Source organism: Novosphingobium pentaromativorans US6-1 (genome assembly GCF_000767465.1).
Classification (GTDB): Bacteria; Pseudomonadota; Alphaproteobacteria; order Sphingomonadales; family Sphingomonadaceae; genus Novosphingobium; species Novosphingobium pentaromativorans.
Genome location: NZ_CP009293.1, coordinates 255,779 through 274,692, shown reverse-complemented (window position 1 = coordinate 274,692; position 18,914 = coordinate 255,779). Strand labels below are relative to the sequence as shown.

Annotated in this window: 28 protein-coding genes; 25 read left to right on the top strand and 3 right to left on the bottom strand. The window is 66.0% G+C overall.

The genetic code is table 11. The features are described 5' to 3' along the window. Positions 1-2 precede the first annotated feature (2 nt). The 10 genes from JI59_RS23245 (at position 3) to vapC (ending at position 6,601) form a co-directional block, all read left to right on the top strand. Positions 3-827 (top strand): PRTRC system protein B, encoded by an 825-nt coding sequence (locus tag JI59_RS23245; protein ID WP_007015533.1) that lies wholly within the window; start codon positions 3-5, stop codon positions 825-827. Next, positions 824-1,579 carry a PRTRC system protein A gene (locus JI59_RS23240; protein WP_007015534.1) on the top strand — a complete coding sequence of 252 codons (756 nt, stop codon included), beginning with the start codon at positions 824-826 and terminating at the stop codon, positions 1,577-1,579. The genes JI59_RS23245 and JI59_RS23240 overlap by 4 nt, the downstream gene beginning before the upstream one ends. Then, complete coding sequence (locus tag JI59_RS23235) at positions 1,474-2,232, top strand: PRTRC system ThiF family protein (protein WP_039858611.1); 759 nt, start codon at positions 1,474-1,476, stop codon at positions 2,230-2,232. The genes JI59_RS23240 and JI59_RS23235 overlap by 106 nt, the downstream gene beginning before the upstream one ends. A gap of 77 nt (positions 2,233-2,309) precedes the next feature. After that, the gene (locus JI59_RS23230; RefSeq protein ID WP_007015536.1) at positions 2,310-2,789 is read left to right on the top strand and encodes a hypothetical protein; all 480 of its coding nucleotides are present in this window, start codon (positions 2,310-2,312) and stop codon (positions 2,787-2,789) included. Positions 2,790-2,911: 122 nt separating this feature from the next. Next, the gene (locus JI59_RS23225; RefSeq protein ID WP_039858617.1) at positions 2,912-4,573 is read left to right on the top strand and encodes an ATP-binding protein; all 1,662 of its coding nucleotides are present in this window, start codon (positions 2,912-2,914) and stop codon (positions 4,571-4,573) included. Positions 4,574-4,598: 25 nt separating this feature from the next. Next, positions 4,599-4,793, top strand: coding sequence for a hypothetical protein (locus JI59_RS23220; RefSeq protein ID WP_007015538.1), 195 nt, complete (start codon positions 4,599-4,601; stop codon positions 4,791-4,793). After that, positions 4,790-5,116: a hypothetical protein gene (locus tag JI59_RS23215; RefSeq protein WP_007015539.1), complete on the top strand. Its 327-nt coding sequence runs from the start codon at positions 4,790-4,792 to the stop codon at positions 5,114-5,116. Before JI59_RS23220 ends, JI59_RS23215 begins: the two co-directional genes overlap by 4 nt. A gap of 291 nt (positions 5,117-5,407) precedes the next feature. Next, a complete protein-coding gene (locus tag JI59_RS23205; protein WP_041565060.1) occupies positions 5,408-5,869 on the top strand; it encodes a DUF736 domain-containing protein in 462 nt (153 codons plus the stop codon). Positions 5,870-6,017: 148 nt separating this feature from the next. After that, positions 6,018-6,212: a type II toxin-antitoxin system VapB family antitoxin gene (locus tag JI59_RS26460; RefSeq protein ID WP_039858620.1), complete on the top strand. Its 195-nt coding sequence runs from the start codon at positions 6,018-6,020 to the stop codon at positions 6,210-6,212. After that, positions 6,209-6,601 carry a type II toxin-antitoxin system VapC family toxin gene (gene vapC, locus JI59_RS26455; protein WP_039858621.1) on the top strand — a complete coding sequence of 131 codons (393 nt, stop codon included), beginning with the start codon at positions 6,209-6,211 and terminating at the stop codon, positions 6,599-6,601. Before JI59_RS26460 ends, vapC begins: the two co-directional genes overlap by 4 nt. 487 nt (positions 6,602-7,088) lie before the next feature. Here the strand turns inward: vapC and JI59_RS28245 are convergent, their stop codons facing one another. Then, a complete protein-coding gene (locus JI59_RS28245; protein ID WP_039858622.1) occupies positions 7,089-7,442 on the bottom strand; it encodes a hypothetical protein in 354 nt (117 codons plus the stop codon). Positions 7,443-7,682: 240 nt separating this feature from the next. Between JI59_RS28245 and JI59_RS23190 the strand changes: the two genes are divergently transcribed. From JI59_RS23190 to JI59_RS23150, 9 genes are all read left to right on the top strand, one after another. After that, positions 7,683-8,195, top strand: a complete 513-nt coding sequence (locus JI59_RS23190) for a hypothetical protein (RefSeq protein WP_007015542.1) — start codon at positions 7,683-7,685, stop codon at positions 8,193-8,195. Between the two features lie 2 nt (positions 8,196-8,197). Next, positions 8,198-8,668: a DUF6878 family protein gene (locus tag JI59_RS23185; RefSeq protein WP_007015543.1), complete on the top strand. Its 471-nt coding sequence runs from the start codon at positions 8,198-8,200 to the stop codon at positions 8,666-8,668. A gap of 2 nt (positions 8,669-8,670) precedes the next feature. After that, positions 8,671-9,072 carry a DUF6915 family protein gene (locus JI59_RS23180; RefSeq protein WP_007015544.1) on the top strand — a complete coding sequence of 134 codons (402 nt, stop codon included), beginning with the start codon at positions 8,671-8,673 and terminating at the stop codon, positions 9,070-9,072. A 4-nt stretch (positions 9,073-9,076) separates the two neighbouring features. Further along, on the top strand, positions 9,077-9,385 hold the full coding sequence (locus tag JI59_RS23175; RefSeq protein WP_007015545.1) for a DUF7673 family protein: 309 nt from the start codon (positions 9,077-9,079) through the stop codon (positions 9,383-9,385). Positions 9,386-9,542: 157 nt separating this feature from the next. After that, the gene (locus JI59_RS23170) at positions 9,543-10,238 is read left to right on the top strand and encodes a hypothetical protein (protein ID WP_007015546.1); all 696 of its coding nucleotides are present in this window, start codon (positions 9,543-9,545) and stop codon (positions 10,236-10,238) included. A 59-nt stretch (positions 10,239-10,297) separates the two neighbouring features. Further along, positions 10,298-11,236, top strand: coding sequence for a hypothetical protein (locus JI59_RS23165; RefSeq protein WP_007015547.1), 939 nt, complete (start codon positions 10,298-10,300; stop codon positions 11,234-11,236). An 85-nt stretch (positions 11,237-11,321) separates the two neighbouring features. Further along, positions 11,322-11,582: an AbrB/MazE/SpoVT family DNA-binding domain-containing protein gene (locus tag JI59_RS23160; protein WP_007015548.1), complete on the top strand. Its 261-nt coding sequence runs from the start codon at positions 11,322-11,324 to the stop codon at positions 11,580-11,582. Continuing rightward, a complete protein-coding gene (locus JI59_RS23155) occupies positions 11,579-11,992 on the top strand; it encodes a type II toxin-antitoxin system VapC family toxin (protein WP_007015549.1) in 414 nt (137 codons plus the stop codon). Before JI59_RS23160 ends, JI59_RS23155 begins: the two co-directional genes overlap by 4 nt. A gap of 205 nt (positions 11,993-12,197) precedes the next feature. Then, positions 12,198-12,740, top strand: coding sequence for a DUF736 domain-containing protein (locus tag JI59_RS23150; protein WP_041565059.1), 543 nt, complete (start codon positions 12,198-12,200; stop codon positions 12,738-12,740). A gap of 485 nt (positions 12,741-13,225) precedes the next feature. Here JI59_RS23150 and JI59_RS25850 read toward each other — a convergent pair whose 3' ends face one another. Together JI59_RS25850 and sciP are read right to left on the bottom strand one after the other, a co-directional pair. Beyond that, a complete protein-coding gene (locus JI59_RS25850) occupies positions 13,226-13,486 on the bottom strand; it encodes a tyrosine-protein phosphatase (RefSeq protein WP_007015550.1) in 261 nt (86 codons plus the stop codon). A 268-nt stretch (positions 13,487-13,754) separates the two neighbouring features. Further along, on the bottom strand, positions 13,755-14,054 hold the full coding sequence (gene sciP / locus JI59_RS23135) for a CtrA inhibitor SciP (RefSeq protein ID WP_007015551.1): 300 nt from the start codon (positions 14,052-14,054) through the stop codon (positions 13,755-13,757). Between the two features lie 717 nt (positions 14,055-14,771). Between sciP and JI59_RS23130 the strand changes: the two genes are divergently transcribed. The 6 genes from JI59_RS23130 to JI59_RS23105 all read left to right on the top strand — a co-directional run bounded on the left by JI59_RS23130 (position 14,772) and on the right by JI59_RS23105 (position 18,909). Next, complete coding sequence (locus JI59_RS23130) at positions 14,772-15,101, top strand: single-stranded DNA-binding protein (protein WP_007015553.1); 330 nt, start codon at positions 14,772-14,774, stop codon at positions 15,099-15,101. A gap of 53 nt (positions 15,102-15,154) precedes the next feature. Further along, positions 15,155-15,484, top strand: a complete 330-nt coding sequence (locus JI59_RS23125) for a hypothetical protein (RefSeq protein WP_007015554.1) — start codon at positions 15,155-15,157, stop codon at positions 15,482-15,484. A gap of 32 nt (positions 15,485-15,516) precedes the next feature. After that, entirely contained in the window at positions 15,517-16,119 is a 603-nt protein-coding gene (locus JI59_RS23120) for a hypothetical protein (protein WP_007015555.1), read from the top strand. Positions 16,120-16,245: 126 nt separating this feature from the next. Continuing rightward, positions 16,246-16,467, top strand: a complete 222-nt coding sequence (locus JI59_RS23115; RefSeq protein WP_039858624.1) for a hypothetical protein — start codon at positions 16,246-16,248, stop codon at positions 16,465-16,467. Between the two features lie 679 nt (positions 16,468-17,146). Beyond that, complete coding sequence (locus JI59_RS23110) at positions 17,147-18,148, top strand: DUF2493 domain-containing protein (RefSeq protein WP_039858629.1); 1,002 nt, start codon at positions 17,147-17,149, stop codon at positions 18,146-18,148. Positions 18,149-18,342: 194 nt separating this feature from the next. Continuing rightward, positions 18,343-18,909 carry a hypothetical protein gene (locus tag JI59_RS23105; protein WP_007015558.1) on the top strand — a complete coding sequence of 189 codons (567 nt, stop codon included), beginning with the start codon at positions 18,343-18,345 and terminating at the stop codon, positions 18,907-18,909. Positions 18,910-18,914: the final 5 nt, after the last annotated feature.

The window sequence follows — 18,914 nt, the reverse complement described above, 5'->3', positions numbered from 1 at the left end:
TCATGTCCGACCACAGCAGCCACTTCGAAGCCACCGGCGGCGGTCTCCTCCTGACTAACGCTATCCTGCTCTATCAAGCGGGAACGTCCACGATTCCGAACGCCTACAGTGCGCCCAGGAACGATACGATGGCTTTCGCCAGCATGCATGCCGTCGAGCACGATGCGGAAGGCCATCCGACCATTGCCGCCGGCGTGCCCTTGTCGCGCGCGCAGCTGCGCCGATGGACCGAGGCCCTTGGCCGCACGGCGGTCCCTGAGATCCTGCCCGACACCGTGCTGGTGTCCCATCCCGACGTGCTCGCCTGGTGGGTGCCGGCACAGGTGCGCCCCGCCTATTTCGCGCTGTCGTCGCCACCCGAGGGGCTTCGTGCGCTCGCGCGACGCACGACCGTCACCGTGCCCTATCCCGCGCATCTTCTCATCGCCGCGCGCACTGGCCTTGGCGTCTACGCGCTCCCGTCAAGCGAGCGCCCGGCGGCCGACACACCGGTGCTACACTCACCCATTCTCAACGTCTTCATCCAGGGCGGGCTCTGTTGGGGCAATATCCCGAGGCCGAAGACCCTCGGCGTTGCCGCCATCGCGGAATACGAGCGGGCCGTGTTCGACTCCTGGTCGACCCACCCCAATCCCGGCCAGGAGCACACCGTCACCGGCAAGGGCGGCCTCGTCAGGCTCTGGGATGATCTCGCCGCACGCGGCGCCAGTCGTTTCCCGGTCCGACGTCTCAAGCCCTTCCATCCTGCCGCCCGACCACGACAGGCTCGCCCACCGGCTAACGCCGTCACCGTGGGCAGACTGATTGCGGCCGCTGCCGGGAGATGACCATGCTCGCCGACGATCCCACCGCGGCGGCGCTGATCGCTGCCGCTCCTTGTTATCCGGTCCCGTCCACGGGACGATCGCCCGCGCTCGATGCGCTTCGTGACGGTCGCGCCGGGCATGGCCTGGCCGTTGGTAAAGACGGCGTGATGCTCATCCTGCGCCGCCCCTGGCTGGCGCTTGACGCTCCCCTTTCGCCGCCCTTCGCCGCCCATATCCCTTATGGCAGCATTGGCGAACCCAAGGCCGACTTGCGCTGCGGACTGATCCCAGGCGAGCATCTGGCCGCGATCCTCGACCACTTCCGCGCAGCGCTCCCCAATGAAGCGGCCGCCTTCATACTGTGGAACGAGGCGAGCGGTGAGTTCGCGGTGAATCTTCCGGATGTCGACGAGGCGACGCCCTCGCGCCTCGTTTACCGAACCCCGGTGCTGCCGCCCGATTGGCACATGGTCTGCGACATCCATAGCCACGGGCGGGGCTCCGCATTCTTCAGCGCCACCGACGATGCCGACGATACCCATGCCACCAAGATCTCGCTCGTCGTCGGCCGGCTCGACCATCCGGCGGGGCCGGTAATGGCCGCCCGGCTCTGCGCCGGGGGCATGTTCCTCGCCGTGCCGCGCAGCCCATTTTCGGGAGATGTTCCATGCAGCCTGACAAGCCCCAGCGCCACTATCTTCCCGCCATCTTCGACAATCGCGCGGTCCGGATCCTGCTCGTGGGATGCGGCGGCAATGGAGCTCAGATGCTGATGGGCCTGGCCTCGCTCGACACGGCTCTGCGCGCGATCTCCTCGCGTTCGCTGGAGGTCACCGTAGTCGACGACGACATTGTAACCGAGGCCAATCTCGGCCGTCAGCCCTTCTATCGCTGCGATGTCGGCAACTCGAAGGCGCGCACCCTCACCGAACGGATCAACCTCGCCCACGGCCTGGCCTGGAAGGCGGTTCATGGGCGAGCCCCCGATGCGGTCGAAATCGACGGCACCGACATTCTCATCACCTGCGTCGACACCGCTTCGGCCCGCCGCGAATTGGGCGCCGTCCTTGGCGATGGCAGGACCGTGCCGACCTATTGGATGGACCTCGGCAACCGCGCCAGCGACGGACAATATCTGATCGGCTGCCCATGCCGCCCGACGGGCAATGTGAAGCTTCGCCTGCCGACCGTGCTCGAGGCCTTCCCGGAGCTCGCCGACGAAACTCTAGCTGAGGACGATGCTCCCTCCTGCTCGGTGGCCGAGGCGCTCGAACGCCAGTCCCTCTTCGTCAACCGAGTGCTGGCCAGTCACGCGCTCGCGCTGCTGTTCGATCTGCTCGGTCGCGGTTCCATCGGCCACGCCGGCGCCTTCATCAACCTCGCCAGCGGCCAGGCCGTGCCGATCCCGCTCCCGCGCGGCGACTGAAGCCCGACCGACTACCACGCCCATCCCGTGCCCATCCAAACCCGGCGACCTTCGCCCGGGGATGAGGAGAACTTGCCATGACCGTCATCGGACATAATCGCATCCGCGGCGCCGACAATTTCGACGGCTACGAGGTGCTCGCCCACCCCTTGCCCGACCGCGAGGATCGCGTCTTCCATCGCGGCGAGCCCGGGGCGTCCCAGACCTCCGTGACCTATGGCTCGCATGACATTCAGATCGCGAGGCCGACCGGTCCTGGAAGCAGGAGCCTCCTTGCCATCCTGATGCACCATGGTGGCGGCCGTCATATCCTGGAATTCTACGAGGGGGCCTTGCCCGTCACCGCGACGCTGCTCGCCCTGCCCGAGCGCGCCCAATATGCGCTCGCCTATGCGTTGTTCAAACAGGCTGATGAATGCGCCATGGCCGCCCGCGCGGACGAAGCCAGCCGCTGGGCCCAGGCGTTCGTCGATGGCCGCATCCGCAAACGCCGCAGGGGCGGCCAGCGCTACGTCAACATCGAATCGCCGGCCGAGAAGGAACGTCGCTGCGCGTAGCGTGGGTTCCCCGGCCGTTTCACTCCTCTGCGCCGACGCCGTCCGTGTGTGCGCCGGCCCGAGCGAAAGAGGAGAAGGGCAGGGGAGGGGTGAGCCTGTTCGCTCTTGCCCAGGAGACCCCGATGCCCCTTCCCAATGTCATCCACAGCCAGGTGGATCCGGCCGCGATCACCAAGGTGACGCGCCTGTTTAACAACACGCTCGGAACGATGCTCGCCGAGCTTGTCCAGAATGCGCGCAGGGCCGGGGCGACGAGTATCGACCTCGACGTCGCCGAGGCCGAGGACGGGAAATGGCTCGTTATCGCCGACGACGGCGCCGGGATCGCCGATCCCGCGGTGATCCTCGCGCTCGGCCGTTCCGGCTGGGACGAAGAGATCGCCGCCCGCGAAGACCCTGCCGGCATGGGCGTGTTCAGCCTCGCCGGCCGCCAGGTCGAAATCCGCTCGCATCCGCGCGCCGGTGGTGAAGCCTGGCAGGTCTCGATCGCGCCCGGCGACTGGGAATCGGGTACTCCCATCCCGGTCGCCCGCTGCGACCAACCTTTCGGCACCGAAATCCGGCTCCTTCTGGATGACGAATGGGCGAAGACGCTCGAAGTTGCAGCCATCGGTGCGGCCCGCTATTGCCCGACGCCGATCCGATTCAGAGGCTCGCAGCTGGCGCAGTCGGATTGGCTCGCCGACGCAGCCGTCATCGTCGAGACCGACGGGGTCCGGATCGGCCTCTTCAACGCAACGCGCGCGGCCCACTATCAGCCGCTCATCAACTTCCACGGCCTCACCGTTCCCTGCACCCTGCCTTCGGTCGACGAAAAGGAGCGGAGCTGGTGGGCACGGATAGACATCGTCGACGCACCCGCCCTGCAGTTGGTGCTCCCCGCTCGAGGCGAAATGGTCGAGAACGATGCTCTCGATGCGCTTCGCGATACCGTCCGGAAGATCATCTACAGCCATATCGCCTCGCTCGGCAGCCATCGCCTGCCCTTCGCCCAATGGGCCGAGGCCCGGCAGCTCGGCGTTGATTTGCCCGAGGCGACGCCGCTCCTTCGCGGATGGACACCGGCCAAGGCCGATCTCAACAGCGTGAGCGATGGTTCCGGCCTGATACCAGCTGGCGAGCTCGTCCTTATGGAGCATTTCGGTGCGCCGCTCGAGCAATGCGCGGCCTTCGCGCTCGCCCGCGACGGCCGCTTCGAAGGCCGCCTCGCAGACCCTGACGATGCGATGGCGGGATATGGCTGGTACGACGCTCTGCCACGGATCACAGTGCTGAGGTTCGAGATCGAGCGCGACGGCGCCGCCCATGTCTTCGACAGCGATACCCTGTCTGACCTCGAAAGCGGGACGGTCGACCGGCTCGCGCTCGTGGTCGAGATCACAGGCTCGCGGCCCGAGACGCTGACCGTCGCGGCCCCCGTCGTCATCGACTATGACGATGCACATCACTGGGGCTTCGAGGAGGCGAACATCCTTCTCGCCTCGCGCGACGCGATCTCCCCGGATGAGCTTGTCGAGCTGCTCGAAGCATCCTGCTTCTGCGCCAGCGACGATCGCGAGGCTGACAGCTGGGAGACGCAGAACGACCGCTTCCTCCTTGATGCACGGGAAATGGCGACCCGCCTGCTTCTTGGCGACGACGCAGCGCTGGTCGAACGGCTGCGCGCGATCATTTCCTACAGGGCGCAATGGTTCGTGCCAGAGGGGCGGCAGTTCGCGGCGGTCATCGGGCGCAACGCGATCGACATCCGCATCGAGCCCGTCACCCCAGCGCCGGCATCCTGACCGCGGCTTTAGAAAGGACCCTTCTATGCGATCGATCAGGGCGGCCCGCCCGGCAGACCGCGCCGCCGTGCACGAGGCGATTGACCATCTGCGCAGCGCGCGTCACCTTCTTGCGAGAAGCGGTGCGCTCCGCGCCGCCGCGGCGGTCCGCCAGGCGCTGCGCAGCACGGAAAGCGCGGCCCGGCGTGTCGGCCACCGCATCCGCAGGAGCCAGGGATGAGCCGTTACGAACTGAAGCCGAGGGCGGGAAACGGCGTCATCAAGGCCGTGATCGGCTGGGACCGTCCCCTCCAGACCTTCTTCGCCCAGGTGTTCACGCCTACCGAGGAAGAGCCCGAGGAAGGCGAGGCAACGATCTGGCTCGGCACTGAACCGGGCGAGCTTCCAAGCCCCGAGGCCGCCGTCCGCGTCGTTGCGGTCTATGCCGAAGTTCCCTTGACGCTCGCAGCCGATCTCGCGGCCGATATGGATGCCACCGTCGGCGTGAAGGACGGCGCCCACCAGGCCGAGGCCAAGAAACGCCTGTTCGGCTCGATCCACTAGACCTCGTCGCAGACCCTTCGCACGGCAAACCCGAAGTCCACTTATGCAAATCGGGGCATGGATCGAGGCCCACAAGCTGGTCGCGACACAGGGCTGCCGCTCAAGAAGCGAGGGGGGCAAGGCTCGCCCGACATTTCGGCCTCCCGTTGAGCCGGTCGCCCCGAGGCCGCGGACGCGGGCCTCGGATGGGGCGCTTGCGCGCCTGCTCGGCCGAACGGCCGAGGAGAGGAGTGGGGAGGAGGAATTTGGCTCGGACACGGTGTTCGAGACCAGCTTCCAGGAGACTTTCCCATGAACATCGGTTCGATCAAGCAGAATGACGCCGGCATTTTCGTCGGCAAGATCGCGACGCTGACGATTGCCATGACGATCGCGCTGCGCGAGGTGCACTCGGCCAATCCAAAGGCGCCGAAGTACGAGGTGCTGGCGCTGTCGGCCTCGCGCTCTTGGGTGCAGGTGGGCGCGCTGTTCGAGCTGTTCTCGAACGGCACGGGCGAGGCGTTCCTCAACGGCAAGATCGAGGACCCGAGCCTGGCCGCGCCGCTCTACATCTCGGCGTTCCGTCAGGAGGACGGCAGCTACAACATCGTGTGGTCGCGCCCGACCCGCCGCCGCGATCTCGCTGCCGAGATGGCGCCCAAGGCCGACGATGGCCTGCCGCCGCTGCCCGGTGCCGACGAGGCCGCCGAGCGCGGCCAGGGCGCCGAAGCCGGCCTCGGCCAGTCCTCCGCCGAACACGCGTTCGCGGCCTGAAGCTCGAGTAGTGACTGATCAAGGCCCTCGCTCATCCGAGCGGGGGCCTTTTTCTTTTCCGAGAGTCAGCTTGCCGCAGGACTTTGACAGCATTGCCCGATCCCCGGACAACTACTAATGTGTAAGAAAGTGACAAAAGGTACACATCATGCGAACCAATATCGAAATCGATGACAAACTCATGGCCCAGGCCCTTCAGGTGACCGGCCTCAAGACGAAAAAGCAGGCGGTGGAAGCCGGCTTGCGTCTCCTCCTCAGGCTCCAGTCCCAGGTCCAGCTGCGCTCGGCCCGCGGCAAGTTCGAATGGAATGGCGACCTCGACGCCATGCGGACGGACCTATGATCCTTGTCGATTCCAGCACCTGGATTGATTTCTTCCGCGGAACGCCGTCGCCTCAGGCAGACCGCCTCGAAATCTTGCTTGGTAACGAGCCGCTCCTGATCGGCGATATCATCCTTACGGAAGTTCTCCAGGGCTTTACCAGCGACCGGGATTTCAATCGTGGCCATGCCCTGCTGCAGTCGCTCGAGTTCATTGAGATCGATGGTCCTGATGTTGCCGTGGAGGCAGCGCGCAACTTTCGGACCTTGAGAGCAAAAGGTGTCACCGTCCGCAAAACGATCGACACGCTGATCGCGACCCGGTGCATCGTCTCGGGCTTGACCCTCCTCCATAACGATCGGGACTTCGACCCCTTCGTCGAGCATCTGGGTCTCAGGGTCCTTTCCTGATCGTCCGAATCTGGCAGCTCCGCGTGTGCCAGGCGCCTCAAACCGGCGATCAGCCGGCAAGCCGCGCTTGCGCCCGGTCGAGGTCGCGAACGAGTTTCGCGCAGCCTCGATGCCAAACCTGCGCCGTCTCACCCGTCGGAAGAATTCCGCGCGCTCCACCTTGCGCGCGGCCAGCCGCAGTTCGCGCTTGATGCGCTTGCGTGAGAGATCCATCAGCCGCGACGCAGCTTGCACATGGAGGTCGGCATCCTTGCGGCCCTCCGCAAGCTGATGCTGCACCCTTTCGATTTTCGCGATCGTGGCTTCGGCCACCGCGCTGTGGGCCGCCTCGATCTCGGCGTCGCGTGACGGCTCGGCCGGCATCTCGAGGCCGCGCATCATCAGGGGCAAGTCGATCGCCGCCGCGCCCAGCGACAGGACGATGACGCCCATCGCGAGCAGGATGGCGAGGTCGCGCGCCGGAAAGGCCGTCGTCCGTCATGGCGAGCTACCCGGGCTCGTGATGGCCCGTCACGCGAATCGAGTCCGCGGCGCCGGCCTGGATGGTGGGTAACTGCTCACCCGGCATCACGACGATGATCCCGTTCGCGGTCAATTGGATGAGATCCCCGATCGTGGTCCGGCGAACGCGCGTGACGGCCATTGCATCACCGCGCGCCTCGACGAACTCCAGCCCCAGCTCGAGGATGGTCGCGCCATCCTCGAACATGTCGTCGGGCGAGATCCGCCACCCTTCGAGAAACAACAGTGGCGGAAGGAGCAGAAGGAAGACGATGTCCGGATCGAGCATCACCCGCCAGTCGGCGACCACCCCGATCACGGAGCCAAGAGATTTGGACAAGCGGCCGCGGCACTGAAAATGGCGAAAGACGGGCCGGCATTCTACTCGGCACGACGGTGAACAGCAATGTCAGGACAAGCGTGATGGTTGCCAAAAGCGAAACGTCTGCCCAGATTATTCGGGACTGTTGCCCTGTCTAACGCTGGGGCCCTTTGCTATCAGCTTCAATCCCTCACCGGCCTGCGGCCGTAAAGCGAAGAGGGGTTGAGGATCCCTGTCCATTCGCGACGGGAGACCAGAATGTCCGACATCATCGACCTCGGCGGCGCCCCCGCCAACGAGGATTGCGCCCAACTCGGCCACACACCCCACTTCGAGCGGCTGAACCGGCTCGAGGTTGCCGCCTACCGTGCCGCGATCATCGCCCGTTTCGGGCCGCCGCCCGAGGGCTGCGCGCTCGTAACGGTCACCAACCGCCACGACTTCGGCGTTTATTGTTCGCTCGGTCTCAAGGTCGATGCCGGCGCCTATCGGCGGAACCCAGCCGTCGCCGCCTACACCGAGGCCGCGCAGGATGGCCTCGCAAGCTGGACCGAGGCCGGCTTCGCTCCGCCCGTGCGCTATGAGGACGGCAACGCCCCGACGATCGACCGAGACCGGATCGATGACATCGTGACAGGCGCGCTCATCGCCACGCGGCCGAATGGCGATGGGCGCTTTGCCATCCCGGACTTCGAGATCCTCCATCGCAACCTCGCCGCCGCCTATCCGGCCAGCGCCGAGGCCGCCCAGAAAATTCTCGAGGAGATTTGACCATGAACGCCGATACTCTGGCGGCCGCTTCTGCCACGCCCGATCCGATCGACACCAACCTGCAGGCGGCGCGCCTGGCCGTCCAAAGCGTCGAGGCGCGCTGCAAGGAGGCCTTTCTCCCGCTGCTGAACGCGCATGGCATCGCCCGCGTTGAAATCCATTATGACGGCGGCGGCGACGAAGGCACGGTCGGCGAGGTCCACGCCTATGATAAGGACGGAGACGCCGCGCTCCCGTCCATCCTCTGCGACCATCACAGCCTCGAATATAACGGGCAGGCCTCGACCCGCACCATCGCCCTCGAAGACGCGCTCGCCGCTTTTGCCGAGAATGCCGTCTGCGCGCGGCACGCCGGCTGGGAAGACGGCGAGGGCGCATGCGGGACGATCGCCATCGAGGTCGCCAGCGGCGCCGTCACGCTGACGCATAACTGCCGCTTTATTGACTATGACACCACCGAGGCCGAGATCTAGCCATGTCACACTGCTATTATCATGCGCTGAGCTCGGTTCGGCGATGGGGCGGCGATCCGGAGGACTATCTCCCGCTCCACCAATGGTTCGACGAATCCAAGAAGATCATCGCCGATCCGCGCCATCGCGCTTTGCGCCACCATGCTGAGGGTATCTTCCTCTTGGAGGCTATCTTCGGCGTCACGATCCGCAACAGCGATGGCCGCGATGTCCCGGTCCGCCTAATTGGCGAACTCCATGTCCAGGAGGATCTCGGTCGGATACCGTCGTTCGCCGACTGGGCACGGCTCATCCAGCCCATGCCCTGGATCCTGCGCGGGAACCCGGCGGGTTCGCCCGGGCTCGACCCCGATCTTGTCGTGCCTGTTCACGGTTCACGCGCCGCCATCCCTGATATAGCCTGATCGCATGGACAGGGGCCCCTTCAGCAAAACCGCCGCGCGCAATGCCCTCGACCGCCTGATCGAGATCGCCCGATCCGACACGGGCCAGGCGCGCCGCGTTGCGAACTTCCTCCTTGCCTGGTGGAACGGTGAGGATTGCGGCCATTTCCCGATCGCCGATCTGTTCGGCGTCGATCCCACGATCGCTACCCATATCACCACCATCGTCGGCTTCCTCGGCCAGCACGAGGGGGCAATCTATCCCGATGCCTTTGATCGCAAGGCCGAGATGATCGAACTGGTCCATCGCTGGCGCGACTTTGAGACCGATTGACGACAGCGCCGGCCGGTTTCTGGCCTTCGGCCAGCCGCCACTGCGTCCTCGCGGCGATCGCGATGAAAGGGAAGGGGGAGCTTAGCGGCTGGCCCGGGATGAACCGAGGCCGCCCACGCGGCGCGCTCCCGCGCGCCCTCCCCACGAGGCTTCCTCCATGGCCAATCACTTCACCAAGGCGAGCTTCACGCTCGCCGTCACGCCCGCCGAGGCCGACGTCCTCCGCCAGATCGACGACGCCATCGAGGCGCTCGACGATACTTCGCTCGACCCGGATCAGCGCGCCGCACGGTTCGCCGCGCTGGGGCCGGGTTTCGAGGCGGCCTTTCCGCCGACCGACGAGGAGCCGTTCTCGGGCTTCCTCGAAATCTTCCCCGACCCCGACTGTCCGCGGCTCGGCTTCACCGTGCAGGTCGACCCTGCCGGCGACGATGAAACAGTCGGCGTCTGGATCCACGGCGATCAGGTCGACATCGAGGCCGCCGCGGCGCTTATCCAGGCGGCGGCGCGATCCACCTTACCCTTCGCGTTCGAATATGCGCTCGACTGCGGTCGCATGCGGCCCGGCGAATTCGGCGGCGGCTTCGTCGTGATCCGCGAGGACGACATCGAATTCGCCAGCTCGGCCCGAGGCCTCGAAAAGGCCCTGACGCGCCGCGTCGGCGAGCCCGAGAACGGTATGATCATCGCCACGCGCGATGCCGAAGAGGGCCTCCTGTTCTGGAACAGCAAGACAGGCTTCGGCTCGCTCGAGACCGCGACCGTGTTCTCCGAGGCCGAGGCCGCGAACTACGACCTGCCGATCGCGAACGACCAGCCCGAATGGCTGGCCATGCCGGCACCGCTTGCGTGAACGAACTGGGCGGACGCCGTCGAGTGCGCCGCTCAGGCCCCTCAAGCCGGAGTATCTCCATGCCGACCTATCACGTCGTCTTCACGGCGCCCGTCCCCGACCGGATTCTCGCCAAAGCCGAGGCCGAGGATGCGCGTCGCGCGCGCAGCTGGATTCTCTCCCAAAGCTGGTACGACCGCCGGCGCATCGACTGGACCGCCAAGCGCACCGTCGTGCCGGAGAGCGGCCAGTCTCCCGTCCGGCACGAAGCCGTTCTCGAGCTCAACTGTGAGAACAGCCCGAGCCCGGCAACGGGATCGCTCGCCTTGCAGGTTGCTATCAGTGCCCGCCAGAACGACGATCCGCTCGAGAAGGCGCGCCGCGTGCTCGACCTTCCTCGCACCGGCAGACCCAAACGGCGTGTGCTCAATCCTGACAGCCTGTGGGATCGCGGCTCGTTCAGCACTATCAGGAGCAGCGGCGTCATCGGTCCCATGCCGCCGAAATGGCCGGAAGGCCGCATGCTCACGGGCTATTCGAGCCACCTCGGCAGCTACGGGCAGGGGGGAGTCGGGCTCTCCGGGTGGCAATGTAACCGCGGCTCATGGATCGTCCTGCCGCTCACGGGCTCGGACGGGTGGATCTGGCTCACTCGCGAGCAGATCGAGCCGGCCCAGGATTTCCGGTCGCTCAAGGCCGTCATCGACCAGCGCATTCTTGGCGTGCATCCCGATCAGCTTGCGGATTTCACACCGTGGGAGCATCGCTATGCCGGCCATGATCAGATCCTCGACATGCCCGACTTCGGTAACGAGAAAGCGACCATAGAGCGCTTCGATGCGAATGAGGCCGGCTTCGTCCTGGAAGCAGCGAATGGCCTCACCCGCTGGCGCTTCGCCATGGGCGACGATCTGCCCCGTCCGATCTGGGCCGGCTCGCGCGAGCCGCGCCTGCTCGCCGAAGGCGAATCCCTCGCCGAGGCCTTCCTGCTCGCCCATGACTGCTATCTCGATGTGTAGCCGCGCAAGCAGCGGCCTTACGCCGGATCGGTTGAATGTACCCCATGGAGCATGTATATGCTAATGTATATGCAAGGAGGCCCTCATGGCACAATCCGACCTCACCCCTGCTCGAGAGGCCAAGCTTTTCCGCAACAACAAAAGCCAGGCGGTGCGAATACCAGCCGACTTCGAGTTTCCCGGCGACCGCGTTTTGATCCACCGCGAGGGCGACCGGCTCATTATCGAGCCAATCCGCCGCAAGAACTTGCTGGAAGTGCTGGCCGGACTGGAACCCCTTGGGGCGGAGGATCAGTTCCCCGATATCGATGATTCGCTGCTGCCAGCCAAGGCCATCGTCCTGTGACCAACCTCTACATGCTCGACACCAACATCGTGTCCGACCTTGCGCGCAATCCCCAGGGCGCCGTCGCGAAGCGGATCGCGGATGTCGGGCCGGACACGATCTGCGTCAGCATCATTACCGCCGCGGAACTGCGTTACGGTTGCGCGAAAAAGGGATCGCCGCGGTTGCTCGCTCAGATCGAAGCCATTCTCGACAGCGTGCAGATACTTGCGCTCCAAGTCCCCGCCGACACGGAATATGGCGGCATCCGCGCCGAACTCGAAGCCGCGGGCAAGCCCATCACCCCCAACGATCTCTTCATCGCTGCCCACGCCTATGCCCTCGAAGCGGTCCTAGTGACCGCCAATGTGGGTGAGTTCTCGCGGGTACGCGCGCTCAAGGTCGAGAACTGGCTGGACGGGGTCCATTGACTCATGGCCGGGCCGCGCCTTTGGCCTGACCCGAGCTCCAAAAACGACAGCCCATCATATCGCCATGGGCAATCCCGAGGCCGCGGACGCGGGCCTCGGATGGGGCGCTTGCGCGCCTGCTCGGCCGAACGGCCGAGGAGAGGAGTGGGGAGGAGGAATTTGGCTCGGACACGGTGTTCGAGACCAGCTTCCAGGAGACTTTCCCATGAACATCGGTTCGATCAAGCAGAATGACGCCGGCATTTTCGTCGGCAAGATCGCGACGCTGACGATTGCCATGACGATCGCGCTGCGCGAGGTGCACTCGGCCAATCCAAAGGCGCCGAAGTACGAGGTGCTGGCGCTGTCGGCCTCGCGCTCTTGGGTGCAGGTGGGCGCGCTGTTCGAGCTGTTCTCGAACGGCACGGGCGAGGCGTTCCTCAACGGCAAGATCGAGGACCCGAGCCTGGCCGCGCCGCTCTACATCTCGGCGTTCCGTCAGGAGGACGGCAGCTACAACATCGTGTGGTCGCGCCCGACCCGCCGCCGCGATCTCGCTGCCGAGATGGCGCCCAAGGCCGACGATGGCCTGCCGCCGCTGCCCGGTGCCGACGAGGCCGCCGAGCGCGGCCAGGGCGCCGAAGCCGGCCTCGGCCAGTCCTCCGCCGAACACGCGTTCGGTGGCGGTGAGCCCCAGCAGGAAAGCGGCCGCCGGCAGCGCCGCCAGCGCGCGACCGAGCAGGCGGAGGAGCCCGAAACCGTCAGCTGAACCCCCGCCGTGCTCGGTCCCACGCCTCCCCGGCCGGGCACGCCCCTCGCAGGGCCCGCTTCGCTCTCCCCGGCGAAGCGGGCCCTGTTTTTCGTTCTCGCCCAGCCTATCGGCGTCCCGGCCGGGGGTGACGGAGTATCAGCATATAGGCCGACAGGTCATCGACCTGATCGTCCGCGATCTCGAAATTCATGATCTCGGGGAAGTTGTGCGAATGCCGCAGCCATTAGGTCAGCGTTTCGGCCGTCAAGCCTACGTTGGCGACGACATTCCCGGAGCGCGGCGCGTCCGGATTGGGAGAAACCGTTCGGGAACCACGGCACGACATCCCGAACGATGCTCTTCGGCAAAGGCCTTGCCCCTTGCCGCCGAAGCGCTCGAAACCGAGGCCGCGGGCGGCGAAGCTGCCATGGCCCCACATGTCACCCCGGTTATCGCCAGGGGGACCGCGACACCGAGGAGATGCCGGCTATCGGCCACGTGCCCTACTTGCGCGGCAAGGCCGCGAACAGGAGCTTCAGGTGGAAACCGTTCACAGGCGTCTGATCCTGTGCCGACAGCATCGGCGTCGCGCCGGCGCGATAGATCAGGCCCCAGCGAACATGCCGGCCGCCCGTTCCAGCGTACCCGCCGATATCGCGGAAGTTCGGTCCCAGCTTGAGCGGTACGAGCCGTTCCGCGACTCGCGTGACCGAGCTATCCGTCGTGTCCCGCAGGAGGAAATAGGGGCGATTGTTCGGCCCCACGGCGCACCGAGGCCGTTCCGTCCGCGTCACGCATCGATACCGGCGTCGCCGCCGCGACCCTGACATCACCAGCGCTGGCCTGAAGCACGTCGACCGGTGCTGGCGCGGTCCACCGGAGCGTAACCTGTCCGTCGCCGCACACGGCCGTGGGATCCGACACGCGCGCAACCGCAAACCCAGCGACACCGCCGAGCAGCATGATAGCCAAGGCGGCTGAAACGGTTCGTCATGATCGTCCAAGCCTTGAGGATCTCGGAAGCCCGCGCGCTCAATAGCGCTGCTGGCGCTCGTAGAGATCGCGATAATGCTGGATACGGGTGACGCGAAGCCCCTGCATACCCGAGCGATCGACCGCGCGCTGCCAGCCTGCGAACTCCTCCAGCGTCAGGCCGTAGCGCTCGCAGACTTCGTCGATCGTCAAAAGGCCGCCGTTGACCGCCGCGACGACCTCGGCCTTGCGCCGCACGACCCAGCGCCGGGTGTCCGGCGCGGGCAGCGTCTCCATCGTGAGCGGCTCGCCCAGCGGTCCAATCACACGGGCCGGCCGGAATTTCTGGTTCTCGATCATTTCGTTCTCTCTCGCCCGGCGACGCCCGCAAGCTCTTCTCCGATGGTTCTCCCCCCGTTATGCCGCCGTCATGGTTGTCACGGCCTGAAGCATCAGGGTTAACGCCGGCGCCCTGGTCGATGCTCTGCCTCGGCTCGGCGCAGAGTGACGATCTCGTTTTCGCAAGAAGCGCCGCCACCGGCCGACGGGTCGGTGAACGGCCCGCACCTCAGGCGATGCCAGGCGGGTGCAGTACGCCCACGCACGCGGCGGCAGCGGTGATTTCGCGGCCAATCCTTTGCCGCCCACCTGGGCGGTTGGCGAGCCGCGACCGGCCGGCGCCTGACGGCGGATCACGAAGGACTGACGGGAGCCATTCTCCTTTCGCGCACTGTCCCGATGATCTCGGCCCAGCCCGCACTGCGGGGCAACGCCGCGCCAAGGCTGCGTCGATGGCAAGCTCTCCAGATGCCGGCGCGAGCCACCTCATCACCGCGCCGAACATTCACAGGCCATCCGGCCACCCGCTTGGTGGAATGAACGCTACGCCCGTGCGGGACCGCCGCAACCCGCCATTTTCCGACCGTGTTGAGGCCTTGCGGCCTCTGCCCGCACCACTCGAAAAATGGGGGTTTCCCCGCGCCGCGGCGCGGGTGCGGCGCCCCCTCGATCACGGGCCTTCGCGATTGTTCATCCCAGCGGGATCGGCCCGCTGGCGCAACGCGAAAGGTTACGCGCATGAACAAGGTTTTTCTCTCGGGCCGCATCACGTCGGACATCAGCCGCTTCGGCACCGACAGCAAGGGCGGCGTCAGCTTCAGCCTCGTCACGTCCAAGCCGGTGATCAAGGACGGCCAGGTCCAGAAGGACGACAATGGCTATACCGAGACCTACGACGAGTTCCACACGGTCAAGGCCTTCAACGGTCTCGGCAAGTCCGTCGCCAACCACAAGAAGAAGGGCGACAAGCTCATGGTCGTCGGCGAGATCCGCTACAGCCGCAACGAGCGCGACGGGCGCACCTATTACAACACCGACATCGTCGCCGAGGAAATCGAGTTCCTCTGATCCCTCCGGGCGGCCTTCGGGCCGCCCTTCTCATTTTTGCGAAAGGCAGCACAATGTTCCATCTCGCCACCTTCGATGAGATCGCCGGGGTCGACCACGGGATCGAAGTCACCAACCCCAGCATGGTCGCCCGAATTCGCCGGGCCGCCGACAGCCTGGGCCGCTACGAGATCGCCGCCCGCCTGGCCCAGGCCATCACCGAGGCCGCCGACGCGGCCCACACGCGCGCCTTCGAGCAAGCGCAGTTCGGCGAAGCCAGCGCCGACGCGATCGTCGACTGCGAATATTATGACGAGCTCGCGGCTGCCTGGTCGCTGGTCGCCGCCGAGCACCAGCTGATCACTCCCGAAACCATCCTCGCGCACGACGGGTCGGTCCACTGACCCGTCACACGCCCCTCGAACGGAGCACCATCATGATCCAAGCCGCTTCCGCACCATGTGTCGTCGCCCATAGCTACGGCATCATCATGCACCATCGTCTCGCCTGGTGGCTGGTCGAGTTTCCCGAGCTCGACGCCGCGCCGGTCCGCGCCCGCAAGCTCTCGGGCAAGCTCACCGCCGGCATGACCGACTGGCTCCGCGCCGAGACCGGCGATCCCGGCCTCGCGGCCGATGTCGCCGCGCTCAATCCCGAGAGCCGCTGCTGGTCCGGCGAATTCTCCACCGTTCCCACCATGGGCGGCGCCGATCTGTTCGACATCGATGCCCATCCCTGGGGCAGCGAACCCGGCGAACTCGAGACCCGGCTCGCGCGCACCATGATCGATGCGACGCTGCGCCCGGTCCCCAGCGGCTTCGTCTCGGTCTTCACCGCGCTTCCGCCAGAAAACCAGCCGGTGCTCGCCATCCGGCTGAGCGGCTACACCTGCGCGACGTTCGATCTGCTGACCGCGCGGCATATGCCGACCTATCGGCCGCGATCGCCCTGGCGCGATATCTCAGGCGATGCTGTGTCGGACAGCGGCAGCGACATCATCGGATGGTGCGCGGCAGAGGACTGGATCAGGCCGACCTGAAACCACGCCCGCTTGGCTGGCCCGTGCTTCCGGTCGCAGGGCCACGCCTGGGCCGCGCGGCGGCCCAGGCCGAAGAAAGAGGCAAGAGGGGCCTTCCCTTCGTTCACGCGACGGAGGGGAGTTCCTATGTGCAGACCCGATGAAGAGACCCGGCCCCGCCGCATATGGGTGCGGGGCAGTAGCGTCTTCCATGGCCACCATGGCTACGGCCTTGTCGAGAACCCATGCGATCCGGACGGCTGGGTGCTGGCCTCCTTTGCCAGCGCGCCCGCGATCAAATGCGCCCATGACCTGCTAACCCCCGATCTTCGCCCGCTCGCCGTCGAGGATCTCTTCGGGCCGAACTGAACCGACCGCCGGGGGCACGCGCCGCTGCGCACGCACGCGATTGCAGCGCAATGACGACGCTCCGAGTTGGTTTCATGGTGCTTCACTGTTGTGTCTCACCATGTGCCGCGCTTTGTACCGCGGGCTATCCTTTCTCGTAACATACGGGCGGATATGAGGCCGCGGTCCTGCGCGCGATGCGCCTGCAATGGCCGAGAGAGCCATGCTTGTCGCTCGTTCCAGGAGGGGTGGCAGCTGGATCGGCGCATCCCGCCCGCTCGGCGCGGACGGGACCGGGGCTCTATTCGCTAAGCCGCCGCCCGCTTTGCAAGCGGACCCCGGCCAAGCTCACGGAGCCAGGCCCCTGGCCTGTCTCCGCCCGTCCGGGTCACGATCCCGCTTGCGTGGTTACTCCCCGCTGAGGGTTGTACACCCCTATTCCTCTCTTGTGTCTGCCTAGTGTGGCATGCGGGGTTGGCGGTCCGTCGAGCATGAGCGGTCCCCCCCAATTTTTGCGCGCGGCCGCTGGCGCGCCCACCCGAAAAAATCGGTTCCCCCGCTCCCCGCGCGGCGGCGTTAACCGGGGTCCGGCCGCAGGCGGCCGGCTTCCCGGTTAACGTGCCCGACCTCCCTGACCACCGCATGCCCTGAGCAAGGCCTCATCGCGTGGATGAGACATTCAAAAGCCATGGAGGCCAACATGACCAAGTCTTTCTCGAACTTCGCCGATTTCGCCAGCTTCATCGCCAGCGAAACCGGAACCGACGAGCGCAGCCCGCTCTACGAGAGCGCATTCATCGAGTATGACGAGCGCGCCAAGCTGTCGCCGGTCGACGAGAGCGAACAGCTCGAAATGCCCGATCCGGAGCAGGCCCGAGCTGCTGTCGAGATGGTGATGGCGACGCTGTTCGACGTGTTCCGCGATACCCGCCTCGAACCCTTCGCCAGCGATCTCGCCTGGGGCTTCGTCAACAGCTTCCATGTCGTCGCGAAGCGGATCAGCGACCGCGAGGACGACGCGGCCAAGGAGCTTGGCGAACTCGCGCGCAGCTTCGATCCCAGCGAGATCTACGCCACGCAGGTCGAAGACGCGCAGCTGCTCTGCCAGACGCTGCAAGGGTGCCGCGATGCGATGGAATGCATGCGCGACCATGCCGCCGAAGTCTATCGCGTCGAGACCGGACGGCCCTATTCGCCGACCCGGGGAAGCCGGGTCTCTCACGGCGTCACCGCATCGATGATCGACGCCCGCGACTATCTGGCCGCAAGGGGACGCGAGCGCCGCGAGCAGTTCACGCCCGAAGGCCCCGTTGTCGCCTTTTCGGGGGGGCAGGTCTGGGAAGATCACGACATGCTCTGGAAGGGCCTCGACACGATCAAGGCCCGCATTCCCGAAATGATCCTCGCCACCACCGCCCAGACCAAAGGGTGCGATGCGATCGCCCAGGCTTGGGCGGCAGCGCGCGGCGTCAAGGTCATCATGTTCCGCCTCGACCGCCGGCTGGGGGCCAAGGCCGCCTTCGTTCGCAACGACCGTCTGCTTGCCCTGAAGCCGGTCGAAGCGGTGGTCTGCGACGGCTCCGGCATCCAGATGAACCTCGCACAGAAGCTGCGGCAGGCAGGCGTTCCCCTCCATGTCGTGAAACTCGACCAGCAGCGCCCGGCACCGCACTCGTCGCAGCGCATGGCGCGCAGGGGCTGACCTCTGTGCATTCCGAGAGGCTCCGGCATCCGCCGGGGCCTCTCTTCCCTTTCTTGGCGCGGTGCGGTGCGCGGGGGCATCGAACCCCCGCGCACCGCCTTGACGCTGCCCGACAGGACAGACGCTCAGCAGCACCCCTCCGACCAAAGAAAAGAGGGGTGAAGCCATGCGGTTTGCTCAAGGAGTCAAAGGCCATGTCCGTCCTCTTCCGCATCACTGTTCCCGCCGACGACACGACCGATCCGCACGCGGTCATCACCGCGCGTCAGCTCGCCTCCTTCCGGCGCTATCTACGCACCGAGGGAGAACGGATCGGCATCGCCCTGATCGAACCCGACGAATATCTCGGGGACAGCTTCGAGGCACGCATCTGTCCACTGGCGCTTGCGGCCGTGACAGCGCAGTTCGATCATGATCCGGCTGTGATCAGCGTCGTCGAAGAGGCCCAGTTTCGGGGACGCCGGATCGCCGTCCATCACAGTTCGAGCGCGGGCGAAATAACGATCAGAGTCGCGCTTACATCCGATTGCGGGCTCGAACTCGATCTCGCTTACGGAAACGCCTATGCTCTTCTCGAAGCGCTCGATATCGGCGTGGATAGCGTCGGTGAAATCCCTCTCGACCAACTCCGCAACCGGCTTGCCGACCCTGAAACCTCGGTCCGCGCGGTGGCACGAGGCGTTGATCACTATCTTCCCCGGATCGAGCGTCTCCTCGCAAGCGTCAACGACGGCGAAGGTGCACGGCTGGCCTGGGCCTGACAGGC